Here is a 19,231-nt window from a genome sequence, read left to right on the forward strand (position 1 = left end):
TAATAAAAAAGGCCGGGAATCCCGGCCTTTTTTATTGAGACTACCCATGCATCAACTACAAACCATTTACACCTTTAGCAGACGCCAGCTTGAACAAGGCATTCTGCAACACATCAATTTCTGCATACGTGTTATAGAACGCCAGTGATGGCCGGACTGTAGTTTCCACACCGAAGCGGCGCAGGATAGGCTGTGCGCAATGATGACCAGAACGTACGGCGATGCCTTCCTGATTCAGGGCAGCACCCACTTCTTCGCTCTTGTAACCATGCAGGTTAAACGACAATACGCTGGCCTTTTCCTTCGCTGTGCCAATCAAACGCAACCCGGGCACCTTGTTCAGCGCGGCTGTTGCATAGACCAGGAGCTCATGCTCGTAACGGGCAATATTGTCTATACCCAAGCGCTCAACATACTCCAGCGCAGCACCCATGCCCACGGCATCGGCAATATTGCCGGTACCGGCTTCAAACTTGGCTGGCGCTCCATGGTAGACCGTCTTTTCAAACGTCACGTCCTGGATCATATTGCCGCCACCTTGCCATGCAGGCATATCATTCAGCACTTCCGGCTTGCCATACAACGCGCCTATACCGGTTGGGCCAAACACCTTGTGACCAGAAAACACAAAGAAGTCACAATCCAGCGCTTGAACATCCGTACGCATATGTGACACAGACTGCGCACCATCCAACAATACCTTGGCACCGACACTATGGGCCATCTGTATCATCTGCTGCGCAGGCGTTACTGTGCCCAGAGCATTGGATACCTGAGTGAAGGAGACCAGCTTGGTACGCGATGTCAACAGCTTCTGATATTCATCCAGCAATACCTGTCCGCTGTCATCTACCGGCACCACCTTGAGCTTGGCACCGGTTTCCTGGCATAACTGCTGCCAGGGCACAATATTGGCGTGATGCTCAAGATTGGTCACAATAACTTCGTCGCCCTCACCCAAATGCTTCTTGCCCCAGGTTTTGGCAACCAGGTTGATCGCTTCCGTGGTACCACGCACAAACACGATGTTATCTACCGAAGGCGCATTGATGAAACGACGAACAGTTTCACGAGCCCCTTCATAAGCATCAGTCGCGCGTGCTGCCAGCTCATGCGCAGCACGATGGATATTGGAGTTTTCGTGCTGATAGAAATAGGACAGACGGTCTATCACCACCTGCGGCTTTTGCGTAGTGGCCGCATTGTCCAGCCAGATCAGTGGCCTGCCATTGACCAACTCACGCAGAATAGGAAAATCCTTGCGCACCAGATTGGCGTCAAACGGCGGATGCGCTGAACTGGATACTTGTGGCACCCCAGAACGATCACCCAGGAAGTAATAAGGTGTCGCCTTGTTTTCAGGCGCTGACTTACCCGCACCACTAGCAGAACTATTCACTGGCGAGACCAAAAGGCTTTGCAAGTCCAACTGGTAAGGAATATCAATCCCCCCCAGCAAGCTGCTAATATCCAGTGCGCCCAGTATGCTGCCATCTAGCGGCAACGAGGATGCCCCAGGAGTCGGCCCTACTGCATCTAAGCGCTCCTGGGTGAATTCAGGTGGCAGATGGGATGGCGACACGCCAAAACTAGGCGCACTAACGGGTATCGTTTCCGCACCGGGCACGATGTTAGTCACTGCAGGCAAGCCCGCAGGAACAGCCGATACGGCGGATGGAGCGGCTGGCACCGGCGCACCTATGGTCGGGCTTCCAGCCGCATACGGCGCGGCTGAGTCGGTCAATGAAGCAGTCGATGGAATGCCCTGTGCTTGTGGGAAGCCTTCAGAGTAAATCTCGTTGGCAATGCGGGTCAGTTCATCGATATCCAGATGTCCGCCTGCCTGAGCCTCTCGCCCCACAGCCAGAGCTGCCCCCATACGGGGATGCTCACCCGGCACTGATGCCAGTATGGCCTCGGGCTCGAACGAAGACAAATCGTTGAAGTTACTTGTAGTCATAGTAGTTGCCTACGTCTACATTCTCCAGCACGGCAATCGCATCTTCGGTCAATACCGCCAGCGAGCAATAAAGTGAAACCAGATAGGAAGCAATCGCTTTGTGATTGATACCCATGAAGCGTACAGACAGGCCCATGGTTTGCTGGCCTGGCAAGTTAGGTTGATACAGACCGACCACGCCCTGACGGCTCTCACCAGTACGTAGCAAGATGATGTTGGTCTTGCCTTTAGTCACACGCAGCTTGTCGCATGGAATCAGAGGGATACCGCGCCAGGTAATGAATTGTGAGCCGAACAGGCTCACAGTTGGTGGTGGTACGCCGCGACGTGTGCACTCACGGCCAAATGCCGCAATCGCCTGTGGGTGGGCCAGGAAGAAAGCTGGCTCTTTCCACACACGTGAAATCAGTTCATCAAAATCATCTGGTGTTGGTGAGCCGGTACGTGACTTGACCTTTTGACCATCAGCCACATTGTGCAACAGGCCGTATTCCTTGTTATTGATCAGTTCGCTTTCTTGGCGCTCTTTCACTGTTTCAATAGTCAGGCGCAGTTGCTCACGAATCTGGTTATGCGGGCTGCTATACAGGTCAGAAATACGCGTATGTACATCCACCACAGTGTTCACGGCATTGAGCACATACTCACGGCCCCACTCTTCGTAATCCACGAACGTGGCTGGCAACTCGCGTTCATCCTTATTGGAACAATCCACCTGCACATTGTGGTTGTCTTTCACCTTGTTAACACGGTAAATACCTGCTTCTACCGGCACCCACTGTAGCAGGTGTACCAACCAACGCGGGGTGATAGCACCCAGCATTGGCACCGTTTTGGTCGCATTGGCTAACGTACGGGCTGCAACATCACCCAATGCGGTATGGCCCTGATGAATATCTGACATGAATCTCTCCTTTTAAATACCAGTTTCTAAAGATGCGGCATATAACAACCGCCGGTTAAAATGTATTCATACTCTTAAGTTGAAGCATCGGATTGACGGCTTGATGACACCGCATCCTTCATCTGTGCCTGAGTAATATTGCTATTAGGGGGCACGCTGTAAGTCAGCCAGACATTACCGCCAATGACCGAACCACGACCAATCGTGATACGTCCCAGAATAGTCGCTCCTGCATAGATCACCACATCATCCTCAACAATGGGATGACGCTCATTCCCCTTGACCAGAGCACCATCCGCATCCACCGGAAAACGCTTGGCGCCTAACGTTACTGCCTGGTAGAGACGCACATGGCGCCCAATAATGCTGGTTTCTCCGATCACCACACCCGTCCCATGATCAATAAAGAAACCTTCGCTAATTTGTGCCCCAGGGTGTATATCAATCCCAGTGGCTGAGTGAGCAATCTCAGTAATCATACGGGCAATCAATGGCACGCCCAGCTGGTGCAACACATGAGCAATGCGGTAATGAATAATGGCATTAATCCCGGGATAGCACACCAGCACCTCATCCACACTTCTGGCAGCAGGATCACCCTCATAGGCGGCCCGTATATCACTATCCAGCAACACGCGAACTGCTGGCAGGCGACTGGCAAAATCACGTACCAATACAATTGCTCGCTCACGTGATACTTCTGGAGTCGCTGCTACTTCTGCCACAAAGTTGAGTTCCAACCTCACCTGCGCCACTAGCTCACGCAGCGCCACATCCAGGGTATGTCCAACAAAATAATCCAAGCCTTCTTCACGTAAATCCGGCAGCCCCAAACGATTGGGAAACAAGGCTGCACCCAAGCCATCAACCACGCTAGCGAGCACTTTTCGTGCAGGCAGCTTGGGAGGACGATTCAGGCGATTCCTATGCTCCAGGGAAGCCTGCCGTACTTCACGTAAGTCACTCACTATCTGACTAATCCCTAAATCATCAGGAAATAAGGATTCATCATTATTCACATCTCGACTCATATACCTGCATCCAAAATTGAGACCTACAAACGAAAAAAGCCAGTAGCCTGGTTGGCATACTGGCTTCCGGTGTTCCGGTCAGCTAAACACTAATAATAAACAATTAGTAATTATCATGCAGACACTTGCTCTTTTTGTGGAAGTTACAAGACCGCTTAACTACTTATGCTAATAGCATCGCTACGTTCTATGAATGGTGCAGCAAACTCATCAATAATGGAAGACTATCATATATTCACATTAATTATATACATATAAGTTAAAAATATATAAGAGATTTATTTACAAATAACAAAAACAGCCATACATATTCAACTATATTCTTTTACATTATTTTTTAGATTGCATATAGTGCGCACATGCTCCGTTCCATCCATCATTATTGAGGCCTACATGTTAAAAAAAATATTGGCTATCGGCTTGTTGACCGCAACATCACTGGCTTACGCAGACACCACATTACTTAACGTCTCCTATGACGTTACCCGCGAGTTTTACAAAGATTTCAATCCTGCATTTGCCAAATACTGGAAGCAAAAAACCGGTGAATCCGTTGTAGTAAATCAGTCCCACGGCGGCTCAAGCAAGCAGGCACGCTCCGTTGTGGATGGTTTGCAAGCTGACATTATTTCCATGAACCAGAGCAATGACATCGACATTCTTGCAGAACGTGGCAAGCTGATTCCTGCCGACTGGCAAAAACGCCTGCCAAATGACAGCTCACCGACCACATCAACAACAGTATTTTTGGTTCGCAAGGGTAATCCAAAGCAGATCACAGACTGGGCTGACTTGATCAAACCAGGCATTAAAGTTGTCGTCCCCAACCCCAAAACTTCAGGCAATGGCCGTTACAGCTATTTGGCAGCATGGGGTGCCGTCATTAAAAAAGGCGGAGACGAAGCCAAGGCACGTGATTTTGTCACCCGCTTATTCAAGAACGTACCAGTTCTGGATACTGGCGGCCGTGGTGCCACCACTACCTTTGTCCAGCGCAGCATTGGTGATGTATTACTCACTTTTGAAAACGAAGTATTCCTGATCAAGAAAGAGCTAGGGAATGACCAGTTTGACGTGGTCTACCCTTCTGCCAGCATACTGGCCGAGAATCCAATTTCCCTGGTAGACAAAGTGGTCGACAAGCGCAAGACGCGCCAGGTCGCTCAGGCTTACCTTGAGTTCCATTACTCGGAAGAAGGCCAGGAGATTGCCGCCCAGCATTACTTGCGTCCACGCTCTGCCGCCGTTATCACCAAGCACAAGGCCGATTTCAAACCAATTGATCTGTTTACGGTAGATGAGTTATTTGGTGGCTGGCAGAAAGCACAGAAAACACACTTTGCCGATGGCGGTGTATTTGATCAGATTTACTCGAGCAAGTAATGTAAGGAAGGCACATGTCGAAAACACATGAAAACCAAAGCACGCCAGCACAGGCAACCAAAATATCCTCGGCCCATATAGAGCAGTTGAAGATTCAGTTAAGGGAATCGCTCTATCTGGATCTTGATGAATACGGCCTGGAAGAGCAGCAATCCGGCGAGTTTAATAGCACCTTTCTCGGCATACAGCTAAATAGCGCCTTCCAGCCTATTTATGATAGCGAAGCAGGTGATTTGCATGGGCACGAAGCTTTTTTACGCCCATCTCTTGGCGGCTTACAAGCGATCAGCCCTGAGTTTGCATTCAGCTTTGCCGAACAAGGTGGCAAGCTGGTGAAGTTTGACCGTGTTGCGCGTACTCTACATGTGCTCAACTTCCGCCAGATCTATGCGGAAAATGGCCTGCTGTTCCTCAATGTGCACCCTAACCTGCTGATTAGCGTCAATGCGCACGGCAAAGTGTTTGAGCGCATATTGCATTCAAACTCTGTGCCGACAGACAGAGTGGTGATTGAGATTCAGGAAAGCGTTCTGGAGCATGAAAATCAGTTGGCTGAAGCCATAGAGAATTATCGTGAGCGTGGTTACGGGATCGCAATCGACAACTTTGGCAATAAGCACTCCCATCTGGAACGCTTGTGGAAGCTGTCACCCGAGTTCGTCAAATTCGACACCAGCCTGATCAAGGAAGCAGAACGCAACCCTCGTTTGCGCAAGATATTGCCGGGCCTGATTCAATTGGCACGAGACATTGGCGCGCAGCCAGTCATTACCGGCATAGAATCCCAAACCGGTCTGGAAATTGCCATCGAGTCTGGTAGTACCTTGTTGCAAGGCTATTTCCTGGGGAAACCCGTCACCGCACGCGAATTGCAGCCTACCGATGCCATCAAGCCCGCACTGCACCTGAAAAAACGTGCAGCGGCTTAACTTTCACGGTGTAAGTTAATTAGCCGCGGCCTGAAATAACAGACGGCTATATCATTATAAAAACATATTCTATTTACAAGCCAGGCGGTCTGTTACATTGGCAGCCGCTGAACGCGTTCGCTGCATAGACTGGATTGATTGAACAACATGGCAAAAAATAAACAGAAAAACGTATTACCAGGATTCAATCTATCCTTGGGCTACACCCTGCTCTACCTCAGCCTGATTGTGCTGATTCCATTATCTGCTGCATTTTTCAAAACCACTGAACTGACCTTTGCCGAGTTCTGGCATACGGTCACCACGCCACGCGTGATTGCCTCATATAAACTGACGTTTGGCGCCTCGTTATTTGCAGCCGTGATCAATGCCATTTTTGGCTTGCTCACTGCATGGGTGCTGACGCGCTACACCTTTCCTGGCAAAAAGCTGGTGGATGCGCTGGTTGACTTGCCATTTGCACTACCTACCGCAGTCGCAGGTATTGCGCTAACAGCAGTGTATGCCACCAATGGCTGGCTGGGCAGTCTACTAGAGCCACATGGCATCAAGGTCGCATTCACGCCACTGGGTGTCGTCGTCGCCCTGACATTCATCGGACTCCCTTTTGTCGTCCGCACCGTACAACCAGTTCTTGAGGACCTGGAAGCTGAAACTGAAGAAGCCGCTGCCAGCCTTGGTGCAAACCGTTGGCAAACATTCAGCCGAGTGATTCTTCCAGCACTCTGGCCCGCCCTGCTCACTGGCTTTGCCCTGGCATTTGCGCGTGCGGTCGGTGAATATGGCTCAGTCATCTTCATTGCGGGCAATATGCCCATGGTCTCGGAAATCACGCCGCTGATCATTATCACCAAACTGGAACAGTACGATTACGCCGGGGCAACCGCTGTTGCCGTGGTCATGCTGGTAATTTCATTCCTGCTCTTGTTTGCCATTAATGGCTTGCAATGGTGGAGTAGCCGCCGTAACAGTGCATCGAGATAGGAATAGAAAAAATGTCGACAACCGTTTCCCAACTCGCTCATTACAATGCCAAGGTAGCACGTAGTCGTGCCACCTCGGAACCTGCATGGATACGCTGGAGCCTGATTATTGTCTCGCTGCTGTTCCTCAGCCTGTTCCTGTTTATCCCATTGGCTGCAGTATTTACAGAAGCGCTGCGCAAAGGTTTTGAAACCTATATTGCGGCATTGATAGAGCCTGATGCGCTTTCTGCGATCAAGCTGACATTGATTGCGGCTGCCATTGCTTTACCGCTCAACCTGGTATTCGGTGTAGCCGCAGCCTGGGCCATTGCCAAGTTTGAGTTCAAGGGTAAAAGCATACTGATCACCCTAATTGATCTGCCTTTTGCAGTGTCTCCCGTGATTGCCGGTTTGATCTATGTACTGATTTTCGGTCTACAGGGCTGGTTCGGCGAATGGTTGATTGATAATGATCTCAAGGTGATATTTGCCATTCCTGGCATTGTGCTGGCCACGATCTTTGTCACCTTCCCGTTTATTGCGCGCGAACTTATTCCGCTGATGCAAGCGCAAGGCAAGGATGAGGAAGAAGCTGGCCTGGTGCTGGGCGCTTCTGGCTGGCAGATTCTCTGGCATATCACACTGCCCAATATCAAGTGGGGTTTGCTCTATGGCGTGATCCTGACCAATGCCCGTGCCATGGGCGAATTCGGTGCGGTATCCGTAGTGTCAGGGCATATCCGCGGCATGACCAACACCATGCCGCTTCATGTGGAAATCCTCTACAACGAATACAACTACGCTGCTGCGTTTGCTGTGGCTTCGTTACTGGCTTTCCTGGCACTGATTACTTTGGCATTGAAGTCCTACATTGAATGGCAAAGCGCGCGTAGCGTTGTCGCTGCAAAACCCGTAGACGAATAAACAAGATTCATCTTAAAGAATACCTGGCACAAGGATAGCCCCATGAGTATCGAGATCCGCAATATCAAGAAAGAATTCGGCAGTTTCACCGCCCTGAACAATGTCAATCTGGACGTACCGAGTGGCGAACTGGTCGCCCTACTTGGACCCTCAGGATGCGGCAAGACTACCCTGTTACGTATCATCGCCGGTCTTGAATCACCAGACACTGGCAGCATTCACTTTCATGGGCAGGAAGCCACAGACCGCGATGTACGCGAACGCCAGGTAGGTTTTGTATTCCAGCATTACGCGCTGTTCCGCCATATGACGGTATTTGAAAATGTAGCCTTCGGCCTGCGCGTTCGCCCAAAGAAAACGCGCCCGACAGAAGCGGAAATACACAGACGCGTGCACCAGTTGCTGGAGCTGGTTCAGCTAGACTGGTTGGCAGACCGTTACCCACCACAACTCTCAGGCGGCCAACGTCAGCGTATTGCGCTAGCTCGCGCATTGGCTGTAGAACCCAAGGTATTGCTGCTGGATGAGCCGTTTGGCGCACTTGATGCCAAGGTACGCAAGGATTTACGCCGCTGGCTGCGCCGCCTGCATGATGAGTTGCACATTACCAGCGTCTTTGTGACACATGACCAGGAAGAAGCGTTGGAAGTAGCTGATCGTATCGTGGTCATGAACCAGGGCAAGATTGAGCAGATAGGCACACCACAAGATGTTTACGATAATCCAGCCTCACCGTTTGTCTACAAATTCCTCGGCAACGTTAACCAATTTCATAGCCGCGTCAATGAAGGCCAGGCGCATATTGGCGACATTTCATTGACCCTAAATGCGCATCACTCGACGCAAAATAGCAATGCGCTGGCCTATGTCAGACCGCACGACATTGATGTCTATACAGAGCAAAACGGCCAACCTGCATTACAAGCGATTGTCAGCTATATCCATGCCGCTGGTCCGCTGGTCAGGCTGGAGCTGCAGCCGATCAATGAAACCGACACGATAGAAGCGGAAATCACCCGTGAACGCTTTCGCGAACTTGCCCTCAATCAGGGCTCGCACGTGTACCTGAAGCCACGCAACGTACAAGTTTTTCTGGAATCTGCAATTACACAAAGCTAACTACACTGTTCGCCCAGCCGACCTGACAACAGGAGGCCGTTACATGAGATTAATCATGTAACGGCCTTTTTTATTGCCCCTCACCTACAAGGATGAATCATCATGACGGGATTAAGAACTAGCACACTTTCTACACTGGCTTTGTCGGTCATCAGTATCGGCATCGCGAGCATTGCATCCGCGACAGACGGCTACTTTGCCCACGGTTATGGGGTGAAGTCTCAAGGTGTGGGGGGCGTAGGGATTGCCTTGCCACAGGATGCACTGGTCTCTGCCAGCAACCCGGCTGGATTGGCCTGGGTAGGCGATCGCCTTGATATTGGGGCCACCTGGTTTCGTCCCCAACGGGAAGCTGAAATTGAAAACAACGCAGGGCCTATCAATGGCAAATACGATGCCAATGACAAAGAAAACTTCATCATCCCGGAAATAGGCTACAACAAGCAGGTCAGCGAAACACTGAACGCGGGGGTCGCTGTATACGGCAATGGCGGCATGAATACTGATTACAAAACTGCGGTTCCATTATTGGGCAACAGGCGCGCGGGCATCGATCTAATCCAGGTATTTATCAAACCTGCGCTGGCATGGAAACTCTCACCGACCCAGTCTATAGGTGTGGGGCTTAACCTTGCCTATCAACGGTTTGAGGCCAAAGGCCTGCAGAACTTCGATAATAACTTTTCCGAAGCACCTGGGCATGTGACGAATAAAGGCCATGATTCCTCTTATGGTATCGGCGCACATATCGGCTGGCTTGGCCAGTTTGGTGATCACGTGACATTGGGCGCCAGTTATCAAACAAAAACCTCCATGAGCAAGTTCGACAAATATCGCGGCCTGTTTGCTGAACAGGGAGACTTCGACATTCCCGCCAGCTATGGCCTGGGCATCGCCATCAAGCTGACCCCAAACTGGACGGTAGCTGGGGATGTGCAGCGCATTCGCTATAGCGATGTCGACTCTGTAGGCAACTCGATTGCCAACTTCTTCGCACAACAGCAACTTGGCTCAGACCGCGGAGCCGGCTTTGGTTGGCGCGATGTCACCGCATATAAAATTGGCACGCTATACCAAGTGAATGACCAACTCACATTACGTGCTGGCTACAACCATGCAACACAGCCTATTGCGCGCGGCGAAACGCTGTTCAATATCCTGGCACCAGCTGTTGTTCAAGATCACGTCACCCTGGGGGCAACCTGGAAATTCGAGAACAAGAGCGAACTGTCACTGAGTTATGTGCATGCGTTTGAAAACAAGGTAAACGGGAATAACTCCATCAACCCTGCATTTGGTGGTGGCGATGTTAACCTCAAGATGTATCAAGATTCACTAGGCATTGCTTACGCCTGGGCGCTATAACATTGGAGTCCATGTTAAATAAGCATTAACTCTGTTATAAAGTCTGATATTCAACAGGAAAGCGCTGCCTCATGAGCATAGACTGGAATGCCTTCACCCCATGGTCATCTCTGGCTGGTGGGCTGCTCATCGGCCTATCAGCGGCTGCACTTATTCTGCTGAATGGCAGGATTGCCGGTATCAGCGGCATTCTTGGCGGCCTGCTGCAATTCCGTAGTCTAGAAACAGGCTGGCGCCTTGCCTTTATTACAGGCCTGATCCTGGCGCCCCTGCTTTACGGCAGCTTCACCACCCTGCCATCCGTCATTAACGTCGGTGATCTCTCCACACTGGCTATTGCCGGACTATTGGTCGGATTCGGCACCAGCCTAGGTAACGGTTGCACCAGCGGCCACGGCGTTTGTGGGCTTTCTCGCTTATCATTACGCTCACTGATCGCCACCCTTCTATTCATGGGTTCAGGGTTCCTCACAGTATTCCTGCTCCGCCATGTATTTTCATGAGTAAGCCCATATGTATTTTCTGAGCACTTTCCTGATCGGCCTGCTATTTGGTGTAGGCCTGATATTGTCAGGTATGACCAATCCAGCAAAAGTCATCGGCTTTCTTGACCTGTCCGGCCACTGGGACCCGTCATTGGCACTGGTCATGGGAGGGGCTATTCTCGTTGCATTTCCTGCATTCCAGCTGGCAAAAAAACGATCCAAATCGCTGCTTGGAAATGAAATACAGTTACCGAAAAAAACCACCATTGACCGGAAATTGACCATAGGCGCAGTTATCTTCGGTATAGGCTGGGGGCTGGGCGGCTATTGTCCTGGCCCTGCAGTGACATCCTTGATTAGTGGTGGAATGTCTCCTTTTATTTTCACTATCACCATGTTGATAGGCTTATTGATAGGCAGAAAATATCAATAACCAGGTGATGAGTCATACGTAATTACAGTGATCTCGGTGTGTCGATTCACTTGCTTACGTTATAATCGGTCTCTTTAGCGCTCCAGAACGTCAGGCTAAACCCGATAATGATCAAAAAACTGCTGCAACGCGTTTTTCAGTCCTCCAAAAAACCCGCATCGCCCCCTGTCGTCAAAGACGCACGAGCCTCCGGTACTGGCAATGCCAAGCGCATTCCATCAAAAATACATCGTATTGATCGCAAATTGATTAGTCATGCGGCGATCAAAACCACTGATGGGTTGCAGAAAGCCGGTTTTGAAGCATTTATCGTCGGCGGTGCAGTGCGCGATCTTTTGCTGAAAAAACGCCCCAAAGATTTTGATATCGCCACCAATGCCACGCCGGAACAGGTGAATCGCATCTTCCGCCGTTCGCGCATTATTGGCCGTCGTTTTCGTTTGGTTCACGTGATGTTTGGTGATGAGACGATTGAAGTCTCCACATTCCGTGGAAGCCATCTGGGCGATGAAGGTGATTCCAAGGTGGCCGATAGCGGTCGGATTTTGCGTGACAATGTCTTTGGCAATCAGGAAGAAGACGCTGTCCGTCGCGACTTCACGGCAAATGCCCTCTACTACGATCCCTCAAGCGAAGAAGTGCTGGATTTCCACAATGGCGTAGCCGATATCCAGGCGGGTATCCTGCGCATGATTGGTGACCCTGCCACACGTTACCGTGAAGACCCGGTGCGCATGCTCCGAGGCGTCAGGCTTTCAGCAAAACTAGGGCTCAAGTTAGATGCCGCCACGGAAAAGCCCATTTCACAATTGGCTGATCTGCTACATGATGTACCGCCCTCTCGGCTGTTTGACGAGATGCTTAAACTATTCCTGTCCGGGCATGCGCTGGAAAGCGCCAGTGCCTTACGCCAGCATGGGCTGCATCATGGCTTGCTGCCTTTGCTGGATGTTGTGCTGGAACAACCCATGGGTGAGCGCTTCGTCAAGATTGCGCTGAAAAATACCGATGACCGTGTATTGGCAGAGAAGCCGGTTTCTCCAGGCTTTCTCTTTGCCACCTTGCTATGGCACGAGGTATTGCTCGCCTGGAAGAAATTTGAGAAGCAAGGTCAGCGACCGATTCCAGCATTGCATATGGCCATGGATGAAGTGTCTGACATTCAGTCAGAAAAAATGGCTATCCATAAGCGTTTCAGTATCACGATGAAAGAAATCTGGGGATTGCAACCACGCTTTGAACAGCGCTCTGGCAAGCGGCCATACAGCCTGCTGGAAAACCCGCGCTATCGTGCTGCCTATGATTTTCTGCTGCTCCGTTGCGAGTCTGGCGAATTACCTGAAGAGCTTGGGCAGTGGTGGACAGCCTTTGCGCTGGCAGATGGCGAGCAACGCCTTACGATGTTGCAGCCTGATACCACGCCGAAAAAACGCAGACGTCGTCGCAGCCCGAGCAAGCCAAGCGCCAACGCTGGAGATTAAGCCGTGGCACGTGCATATATCGCCCTCGGCAGCAACCTGCAGCAGCCCGACATTCAAGTGACGCGTGCATTAAGCGAGCTGTCCTCATTACCACAGACCACCTTGGTCAAGGCCTCATCGCTTTACCGCACCGCACCGGTTGGCTACGATAATCAGCCAGACTTCATCAATGCGGTTGCCGAGATAGAGACCGGTCTTGCCCCACTGGAGTTGCTGCATGCCATATTGGCACTGGAAACACTACATGGTCGTGAGCGTCCGTTTCCCAATGCACCCCGGGTGCTGGACCTAGACCTTCTATTTTATGAAGGTGCATCGCTGCAGACGCCAGAACTGACGGTACCTCACCCACGCATGCATGAACGTGGATTTGTACTGTTGCCACTGGCTGAAATTGCTGCAGAACTAGACATTCCCGGTCATGGCAAGGTGGTTGAGCTGGCACAGCACTGTATGGACCAGGGCGTTGAAAGAATAGTGGACTAGAAGAGCGTGATGAGTATTTTTGACCGTTTTCATTACATCGTCATTGAAGGCCCTATTGGCAGTGGCAAGAGTACGCTTGCGCGCAAGCTGGGTGATATGTTTCCGGTAAACCTGCTACTGGAAAATGCAGATGCCAATCCGTTTCTGCCCAAGTTTTACCAGGATGCCCCACGCTATGCCTTGTCCACCCAGATGTTCTTCCTGTTTCAGCGAGTAGAACAAATACGTAGCCTCAACCAGCGCGACATGTTTAGTCAACATACGATAGCTGACTTCTTTCTTGAAAAAGACCCGTTATTTGCCCAGATGAATCTCAACGATGAGGAATATGCGCTTTATCGCCAGATGTACAAACATCTGCATGTTCAGGTGCCAACACCAGACCTGGTGATCTATCTGCAAACCCCGGTCGATACACTGCATGAGCGTGTGAACCAGCGCCACACCAGCTATGAGCAGGAAATCCCCAAGGAATACCTTGGCAGACTTGCCGATGCTTACAGCAACTTCTTCCACCAATACGACGGGGCGCCGGTACTCATCGTCAACAATGAAAAACTCGACATTACGGAACAAGAATCCGCAATGAATATGCTGCTTGAGAGAGTGATGCAAATACGCAGCAGGCGCGAATTCTTCAACCCCAATATGGAGTAAGTGGGCATGAATCTGCTTTCCTTGCAGCAAAAGAAACAGAACCGCGAGAAAATCGCCGTACTCACCAGCTACGATGCAAGTTTTGCCGCATTATCTGAAAAATCCGGTGTAGATGTCCTCTTGGTAGGCGACTCCCTTGGCATGACAATACAAGGCCACAGTAGTACCTTGCCGGTATCCATGACGGATATGCAATATCACACACGCTGTGTAGCCAATGGCACCAGCAATGTCTTGATCGTGACCGACATGCCTTTCGGCAGCTACCAGCAAACGCCGGAGCAGGCATTTGAAAATGCCGCGGTATTGATGACCGCTGGCGCGCACATGGTCAAGGTCGAAGGCGGCACCATCATGCGCTCAACCGTGAAGTTTCTGGTTGAACGTGGCATTCCTGTATGCGGTCATTTGGGCCTGACGCCCCAATCGGTGCACCAATTAGGTGGTTACCGGGTACAAGGTCGCAGTGAAGCCGCTGCAAAACAGCTGCTGGAAGATGCCAAGATACTGGAGGAAGCTGGTGCTGGGCTATTGGTACTGGAAATGGTACCGAGTAGCCTCGCCCGCACCATCAGTGAAGCGCTCACGATCCCGACCATAGGGATTGGCGCGGGGGTGGACTGTGACGGACAGGTCTTGGTGTTACAGGATATGCTGGGAATTTATGCAGGAAAATCACCGCGTTTCGTGCGCAATTTCATGCAAGATAATTCCAGCATTCAGGAAGCCGTAACGGCTTATGTGGCGGCCGTAAAAAACAAGTCTTTTCCGGCAGCAGAACATAGTTTTGAGTGAGATCTGAGTTGGAAATTATTGCCAAAATCGATGTATTGCGTGAGTGCCTGGCGCAAGAAGCAGCGATTGCCTTTGTCCCCACCATGGGCAACCTGCACGCAGGCCATATTCATCTGGTAGAACAAGCCCGGAAGCACGGACAGTGTGTAGTGGTCAGTATCTTTGTGAATCCACTGCAATTTGGTGCCAATGAAGACCTCACCAGCTATCCGCGCACCTTGAAGGAAGATTGCGAACAACTAATCGCAGCAGGCGCTGACGTTGTCTTCACGCCCACTGAGCAAACACTTTACCCCGTGGCACAAACCATGTTGATCGAACCGCCACCGATTGCCAATGAGCTCTGTGGCGCAAACCGGCCAGGCCATTTCAGAGGCGTGGCTACCGTTGTCATGAAACTGTTCAACATCGTGCAACCGCATAGCGCCATCTTTGGTAGCAAGGACTTCCAGCAGCTATTCATCATTCGTGAACTGGTCAGGCAGTTCAACCTGCCAATCAACATTATCGCAGGGGATACCCAGCGCGAAGATAGTGGCCTCGCGCTCAGCTCGCGCAATGGTTACCTGACTCCAGCACAGAAGCTGGAAGCGCAGCGCCTGTACCGCACCCTGCAGATGGTGGTCGACAATGTAAAAAAAGGCAACCGGGACTATGCATTGATCGAGACACAATCCAGCCAATACTTGACGCAACTGGGCTGGATCGTTGATTACATTTCAATCCGCTCTGCGACCACCCTCGCACCAGCCAGCGCTGAGGACACGGCGCTGGTCGTGCTGGGGGCCGCCAAACAGGGTAAAACAAGGCTGATAGATAACATCGAGTTTTCTTTAGAGAATTAAGCTTCCGAGTACCGCGCAAGTTAGCGCGAAGACAAAGCCCATGATCATACTGCCGTATTAATCACAGGCTACTCTGCTGGCACCCCAACTCTGCCTGCCCACCATGAAATCTACTATTTCAGCTTGTTCCTGCTTGATTCGCTATGCCAGCTTGCTCTTAAGCATAATCATGCTCATCGGCTGTAATTCCTCGGCGTCGCCACTTGCAGCCGCACATCGTGTTAACACCGCCGATGCATTATGGCGCATCACCCATGAACAATGTGTGCCGCACCAGCTTACCGAGCACGCACCCACGCCTTGTGCCAAGGTCAATCTGGCTGATCAATATGTCATCCTCAAGGACAGAGTCGGCCCTTTACAACACTTGCTGATTCCCACTGAGAAAATCAGCGGCATTGAGTCAGCTATGCTGCTAGGCCCAACGGGGCACCATCTTGTTGCCCACGCCTGGCAGGAACGTAGCTGGCTGAACCAGCTGTACGGACAAGCGATCCCTGACCAAGCCCTTTCCCTCACCATTAACGCTAGACGCGCACGCACACAAAACCAGCTCCATATTCATATATCCTGCCTTAAGCCTGCATTCAGGAAGCATTTGGATAGCCTGACACCCGGGCTGAATGAGCAATGGCAACGCATCAACAATGGCATGAATCAGCATCCATACTGGGCAAGGACCATGAGCCAAAGCGAGCTGACCGATCGCAATCCCTTTCAACTGCTGAATCAGGGCTTGCCACAAGCACAAGGCCATATGGAAGAATTCGGCCTTGGGTTAGCCACCATGCAGGATGGCCGTTTTATCCTGCTCGCCAGTCAACAATCCGGCCTGCTGCCTCATGCCTCCATGGAAGAAATCCAGGATCATGAATGCCCCCAGCTTTTTCATTAAGCCTGCACTTTATGAATCATTTAACAAATAACAGTATTGAACTGCCTTTGTAATTATCTCTTGCTGAAAGTATCGCAAGCCTCCACTTTTCCATCCTTATAACCTGTATTAAACCACTGCATGCGTTGCTCACTGCTGCCATGGGTAAAACTCTCCGGCACTACATAGCCTTGACCGCGTTTTTGCAGGTTATCATCGCCAATCTGGGCAGCGGCATTGAGCGCAGACTCAATATCTCCAGCTTCCACCATGTTGTACTGGCTATCGGCATGATGTGCCCAGACGCCCGCCAGGCAATCCGCCTGTAACTCCTGCAGCACAGACAGTCGATTGGCTTCCACCTCAGTGGCACGTGCACGCAATTGATCAACTTTGGGCAATACTCCCAGCAGATTCTGCACATGATGGCCAACTTCATGCGCAATCACATAGGCCCGGGCAAACTCCCCTGGAGCACCCAGTTGCCGTTCCAGGGTTTCATAAAATCCAAGATCGATATACACCGTATGATCGGCAGAACAATAGAAAGGCCCCATTGCACTCTCCCCCACTCCACAGCCGGTTTGTGTGGTGTTGATACGCCCGCCAAACAGCACCAGCTTTGGTTCCTGGTAGCGCTTGCCTGCATCACTGAACAACTTGCCCCAGACATCCTCGGTACTGGCCAGCACGGTGGAAACAAACATGGCCTGCCTGTCACCCCCTGCCGGTGCAGTGCCTTGTTGCACAGAAGGGCTGCTGCCTCCATCCAGCAAGCCGAGTATCGTCAGCGGATTCACGCCAAATATCCAGCCTGCCAGTAATGCAATTACCACGGCACCAAGCCCAACACTTCGCCCGCCTCCACCGCCACGCCTGTCTTCAACATTGCCAGAACGCCGAAATCCATCCCATTTCATTTTTATCTCCCTGTTGGCGACGATCCTATTGTCTGCCAATCCTAAATTAATCCCGCACCAGCTGCCGATAAATATTATTGCCTGTGCATTCTGCCAAGCGATAGAATGAGAATAATTATCAGAACCAACTACTCCACCATGTCCATTTCAGACAGTCTAAAATCCAATCAGGTCGGCCAGCTCTATCATGAGCACCATGGCTGGCTGTCAGGCTGGCTCAGCAAAAAACTGGGGTGTCCACACAATGCTGCGGATATTACCCAGGATGCATTTATGCGGCTGTTGCTCAAGCATGAAGCGCTAAAGGATCTAACAACACCGCGTGCCTATCTGGTCAGGATTGCCAAGGGGCTGCTGATTGATCAGTGGCGTCGCCAGGAGCTGGAGCAGCGTTATCTGGATGCATTAAGCCTGCATGACCAGCCATCTTCGGCTTCGCAAGAGTTGCAAGCTATCATCCTCGAAACCCTGCTCGAAGTTGATGCCATGCTGAACCGCCTGAACCCCAAGGCCAAACAGGCATTTCTGCTTGCCCAGATCGACGGCCTGACCTATCAGGAAATTGCAGATATCATTGGAGTCTCGGAACGCATGGTGAAAAAATACATGGCCACGGCCATGCTGCATTGCCTGCTATTGAGGCGTGAACTCAACGAAGCACGGACATGAGCCATAACGCTGAACTCACGGCCTTGCAGCAGGCAGCAGAATGGTTTGCTGTATTGCGCGATGACCAGGTACGTGAGCATGATCGACATGCCTGGCAGACCTGGTTTAACGCCAGCCCATTGCACCAGACCGCCTGGCAAGAAGTCGAGGCCATCAACTCGCCATTCCACCAGCTATCAGACATTGCCATCAAGCCCGCCGCGCTCAATGCCTTGAACCGTCCCACATCACGCCGCCAGGCATTAAAACTGCTGGGATTTGCAGGCACCGCCTTGATTAGCGGCATGTTACTGAAACGCTATAGCCCCTGGCAGGATTGGGCTACCACTCTGACCGCAAGCGCCGAGACACATAGCACCATGCTAGGAAAAACTGGGATGCTCCCCCTGGCCGATGGTGGCAAGCTATGGCTCAACACGCATAGTCAGGTCAAGGTGGAATATGGCATGACATTACGCCGCATTCGCTTGATTGCCGGTGAGATTTTGCTGCAGTCAGGCAAAGATACTGACCAGCCCTCCCGCCCATTGGTGGTAGATACTCCCCATGGACGTCTGACCGCATTGGGCACCCGCTTCAGCGTGCAGCAGCAAGCGCAGCATACCCTGCTCGCCGTTTATGATGGTCAGGTTGCGATTAGCCCCAAACAAGGCAAGTCCTTCATCATTGTTGCGGGGTGGCAAGCACGGTTTGATGCCAGCCATATTGAGCATCCCCAGCCAGCCTCTCTTGCACGAGAAGCCTGGACCCGTGGCACTCTGATCGCAGATAACCGCAGGCTTGATGACTTTATTGCCGAGCTGGGAAATTACTTTCCAGGCAAACTCAGCGTTGCGCCCGAAATAGCCCACCTAAGACTGATGGGTGCTTATCCTTTCAGCAATGTACCGCTTGTACTGGACGAGATTGCCAACACGCTGCCGCTTAAGCTGCAACACTCCACCTCCAATACGATTGAACTGGTACCACGACCTTAATCCAGCAAAATTTCAGCGCCAGGGTTCCC

Annotated in this window: 20 protein-coding genes; 16 read left to right on the forward strand and 4 right to left on the reverse strand. The window is 51.3% G+C overall.

The window, feature by feature from the left end; translation table 11 throughout:
* Positions 1–55: 55 nt before the first annotated feature.
* From LG201_RS07680 to epsC, 3 genes are all read right to left on the reverse strand, one after another.
* Positions 56–1,960, reverse strand: a complete 1,905-nt coding sequence (locus tag LG201_RS07680) for a family 2A encapsulin nanocompartment cargo protein cysteine desulfurase (protein ID WP_226771570.1) — start codon at positions 1,958–1,960, stop codon at positions 56–58.
* Positions 1,947–2,864 carry a family 2A encapsulin nanocompartment shell protein gene (locus LG201_RS07685; protein WP_226771571.1) on the reverse strand — a complete coding sequence of 306 codons (918 nt, stop codon included), beginning with the start codon at positions 2,862–2,864 and terminating at the stop codon, positions 1,947–1,949. Before LG201_RS07685 ends, LG201_RS07680 begins: the two co-directional genes overlap by 14 nt.
* Positions 2,865–2,938: 74 nt before the next feature.
* Entirely contained in the window at positions 2,939–3,895 is a 957-nt protein-coding gene (epsC, locus tag LG201_RS07690) for a serine O-acetyltransferase EpsC (protein WP_226771572.1), read from the reverse strand.
* Positions 3,896–4,288: 393 nt separating this feature from the next.
* On the opposite strand from epsC, the gene LG201_RS07695 reads away from it, so the two are divergent.
* From LG201_RS07695 to LG201_RS07760, 14 genes are all read left to right on the forward strand, one after another.
* Positions 4,289–5,278, forward strand: a complete 990-nt coding sequence (locus LG201_RS07695; RefSeq protein WP_226771573.1) for a sulfate ABC transporter substrate-binding protein — start codon at positions 4,289–4,291, stop codon at positions 5,276–5,278.
* A gap of 14 nt (positions 5,279–5,292) precedes the next feature.
* A complete protein-coding gene (locus LG201_RS07700) occupies positions 5,293–6,207 on the forward strand; it encodes an EAL domain-containing protein (RefSeq protein WP_226771574.1) in 915 nt (304 codons plus the stop codon).
* Positions 6,208–6,354: 147 nt separating this feature from the next.
* The gene (gene cysT, locus LG201_RS07705; protein ID WP_226771575.1) at positions 6,355–7,191 is read left to right on the forward strand and encodes a sulfate ABC transporter permease subunit CysT; all 837 of its coding nucleotides are present in this window, start codon (positions 6,355–6,357) and stop codon (positions 7,189–7,191) included.
* Positions 7,192–7,202: 11 nt separating this feature from the next.
* Positions 7,203–8,096, forward strand: coding sequence for a sulfate ABC transporter permease subunit CysW (cysW, locus tag LG201_RS07710; RefSeq protein ID WP_226771576.1), 894 nt, complete (start codon positions 7,203–7,205; stop codon positions 8,094–8,096).
* Positions 8,097–8,138: 42 nt separating this feature from the next.
* A complete protein-coding gene (locus LG201_RS07715) occupies positions 8,139–9,215 on the forward strand; it encodes a sulfate/molybdate ABC transporter ATP-binding protein (RefSeq protein WP_226771577.1) in 1,077 nt (358 codons plus the stop codon).
* A gap of 102 nt (positions 9,216–9,317) precedes the next feature.
* Positions 9,318–10,580, forward strand: coding sequence for an OmpP1/FadL family transporter (locus LG201_RS07720; protein ID WP_226771578.1), 1,263 nt, complete (start codon positions 9,318–9,320; stop codon positions 10,578–10,580).
* 71 nt (positions 10,581–10,651) lie between these two features.
* Entirely contained in the window at positions 10,652–11,083 is a 432-nt protein-coding gene (locus LG201_RS07725) for a YeeE/YedE family protein (RefSeq protein WP_226771579.1), read from the forward strand.
* A 10-nt stretch (positions 11,084–11,093) separates the two neighbouring features.
* Positions 11,094–11,498: a YeeE/YedE family protein gene (locus LG201_RS07730; RefSeq protein WP_226771580.1), complete on the forward strand. Its 405-nt coding sequence runs from the start codon at positions 11,094–11,096 to the stop codon at positions 11,496–11,498.
* Between the two features lie 107 nt (positions 11,499–11,605).
* The gene (pcnB, locus tag LG201_RS07735) at positions 11,606–12,979 is read left to right on the forward strand and encodes a polynucleotide adenylyltransferase PcnB (protein ID WP_226771581.1); all 1,374 of its coding nucleotides are present in this window, start codon (positions 11,606–11,608) and stop codon (positions 12,977–12,979) included.
* A 3-nt stretch (positions 12,980–12,982) separates the two neighbouring features.
* Positions 12,983–13,465, forward strand: a complete 483-nt coding sequence (gene folK / locus LG201_RS07740; protein ID WP_226771582.1) for a 2-amino-4-hydroxy-6-hydroxymethyldihydropteridine diphosphokinase — start codon at positions 12,983–12,985, stop codon at positions 13,463–13,465.
* Positions 13,466–13,474: 9 nt separating this feature from the next.
* Positions 13,475–14,122, forward strand: a complete 648-nt coding sequence (locus LG201_RS07745) for a deoxynucleoside kinase (protein ID WP_226771583.1) — start codon at positions 13,475–13,477, stop codon at positions 14,120–14,122.
* 6 nt (positions 14,123–14,128) lie between these two features.
* The gene (panB, locus tag LG201_RS07750) at positions 14,129–14,917 is read left to right on the forward strand and encodes a 3-methyl-2-oxobutanoate hydroxymethyltransferase (RefSeq protein ID WP_226771584.1); all 789 of its coding nucleotides are present in this window, start codon (positions 14,129–14,131) and stop codon (positions 14,915–14,917) included.
* A gap of 8 nt (positions 14,918–14,925) precedes the next feature.
* A complete protein-coding gene (panC, locus tag LG201_RS07755; protein ID WP_226771945.1) occupies positions 14,926–15,762 on the forward strand; it encodes a pantoate--beta-alanine ligase in 837 nt (278 codons plus the stop codon).
* Between the two features lie 103 nt (positions 15,763–15,865).
* Complete coding sequence (locus LG201_RS07760; RefSeq protein WP_226771585.1) at positions 15,866–16,657, forward strand: CDP-diacylglycerol diphosphatase; 792 nt, start codon at positions 15,866–15,868, stop codon at positions 16,655–16,657.
* 53 nt (positions 16,658–16,710) lie between these two features.
* Here the strand turns inward: LG201_RS07760 and ypfJ are convergent, their stop codons facing one another.
* The gene (gene ypfJ, locus LG201_RS07765) at positions 16,711–17,556 is read right to left on the reverse strand and encodes a KPN_02809 family neutral zinc metallopeptidase (protein WP_226771586.1); all 846 of its coding nucleotides are present in this window, start codon (positions 17,554–17,556) and stop codon (positions 16,711–16,713) included.
* 105 nt (positions 17,557–17,661) lie between these two features.
* Here ypfJ and LG201_RS07770 point away from each other — a divergent pair, with 105 nt between their 5' ends.
* Positions 17,662–18,225, forward strand: coding sequence for a sigma-70 family RNA polymerase sigma factor (locus LG201_RS07770; RefSeq protein ID WP_226771587.1), 564 nt, complete (start codon positions 17,662–17,664; stop codon positions 18,223–18,225).
* On the forward strand, positions 18,222–19,202 hold the full coding sequence (locus tag LG201_RS07775; protein ID WP_226771588.1) for a FecR domain-containing protein: 981 nt from the start codon (positions 18,222–18,224) through the stop codon (positions 19,200–19,202). Before LG201_RS07770 ends, LG201_RS07775 begins: the two co-directional genes overlap by 4 nt.
* Positions 19,203–19,231: the final 29 nt, after the last annotated feature.

This window comes from Methylobacillus gramineus (genome assembly GCF_020532675.1).
Taxonomy (GTDB): Bacteria; Pseudomonadota; Gammaproteobacteria; order Burkholderiales; family Methylophilaceae; genus Methylobacillus; species Methylobacillus gramineus.

Bases quoted from the DNA above. Each gene is read 5' to 3' on its own strand.
- LG201_RS07720 (WP_226771578.1), top strand. From the start codon at position 9,318: ATGACGGGATTAAGAACTAGCACACTTTCTACACTGGCTTTGTCGGTC.
- epsC (WP_226771572.1), bottom strand. From the start codon at position 3,895: ATGAGTCGAGATGTGAATAATGATGAATCCTTATTTCCTGATGATTTA.
- LG201_RS07760 (WP_226771585.1), top strand. From the start codon at position 15,866: ATGAAATCTACTATTTCAGCTTGTTCCTGCTTGATTCGCTATGCCAGC.
- LG201_RS07725 (WP_226771579.1), top strand. From the start codon at position 10,652: ATGAGCATAGACTGGAATGCCTTCACCCCATGGTCATCTCTGGCTGGT.
- pcnB (WP_226771581.1), top strand. From the start codon at position 11,606: ATGATCAAAAAACTGCTGCAACGCGTTTTTCAGTCCTCCAAAAAACCC.
- cysT (WP_226771575.1), top strand. From the start codon at position 6,355: ATGGCAAAAAATAAACAGAAAAACGTATTACCAGGATTCAATCTATCC.
- LG201_RS07685 (WP_226771571.1), bottom strand. From the start codon at position 2,864: ATGTCAGATATTCATCAGGGCCATACCGCATTGGGTGATGTTGCAGCC.
- cysW (WP_226771576.1), top strand. From the start codon at position 7,203: ATGTCGACAACCGTTTCCCAACTCGCTCATTACAATGCCAAGGTAGCA.
- LG201_RS07715 (WP_226771577.1), top strand. From the start codon at position 8,139: ATGAGTATCGAGATCCGCAATATCAAGAAAGAATTCGGCAGTTTCACC.
- LG201_RS07730 (WP_226771580.1), top strand. From the start codon at position 11,094: ATGTATTTTCTGAGCACTTTCCTGATCGGCCTGCTATTTGGTGTAGGC.
- LG201_RS07775 (WP_226771588.1), top strand. From the start codon at position 18,222: ATGAGCCATAACGCTGAACTCACGGCCTTGCAGCAGGCAGCAGAATGG.
- LG201_RS07745 (WP_226771583.1), top strand. From the start codon at position 13,475: ATGAGTATTTTTGACCGTTTTCATTACATCGTCATTGAAGGCCCTATT.
- ypfJ (WP_226771586.1), bottom strand. From the start codon at position 17,556: ATGAAATGGGATGGATTTCGGCGTTCTGGCAATGTTGAAGACAGGCGT.
- LG201_RS07695 (WP_226771573.1), top strand. From the start codon at position 4,289: ATGTTAAAAAAAATATTGGCTATCGGCTTGTTGACCGCAACATCACTG.
- LG201_RS07770 (WP_226771587.1), top strand. From the start codon at position 17,662: ATGAGAATAATTATCAGAACCAACTACTCCACCATGTCCATTTCAGAC.
- LG201_RS07700 (WP_226771574.1), top strand. From the start codon at position 5,293: ATGTCGAAAACACATGAAAACCAAAGCACGCCAGCACAGGCAACCAAA.
- LG201_RS07680 (WP_226771570.1), bottom strand. From the start codon at position 1,960: ATGACTACAAGTAACTTCAACGATTTGTCTTCGTTCGAGCCCGAGGCC.
- panB (WP_226771584.1), top strand. From the start codon at position 14,129: ATGAATCTGCTTTCCTTGCAGCAAAAGAAACAGAACCGCGAGAAAATC.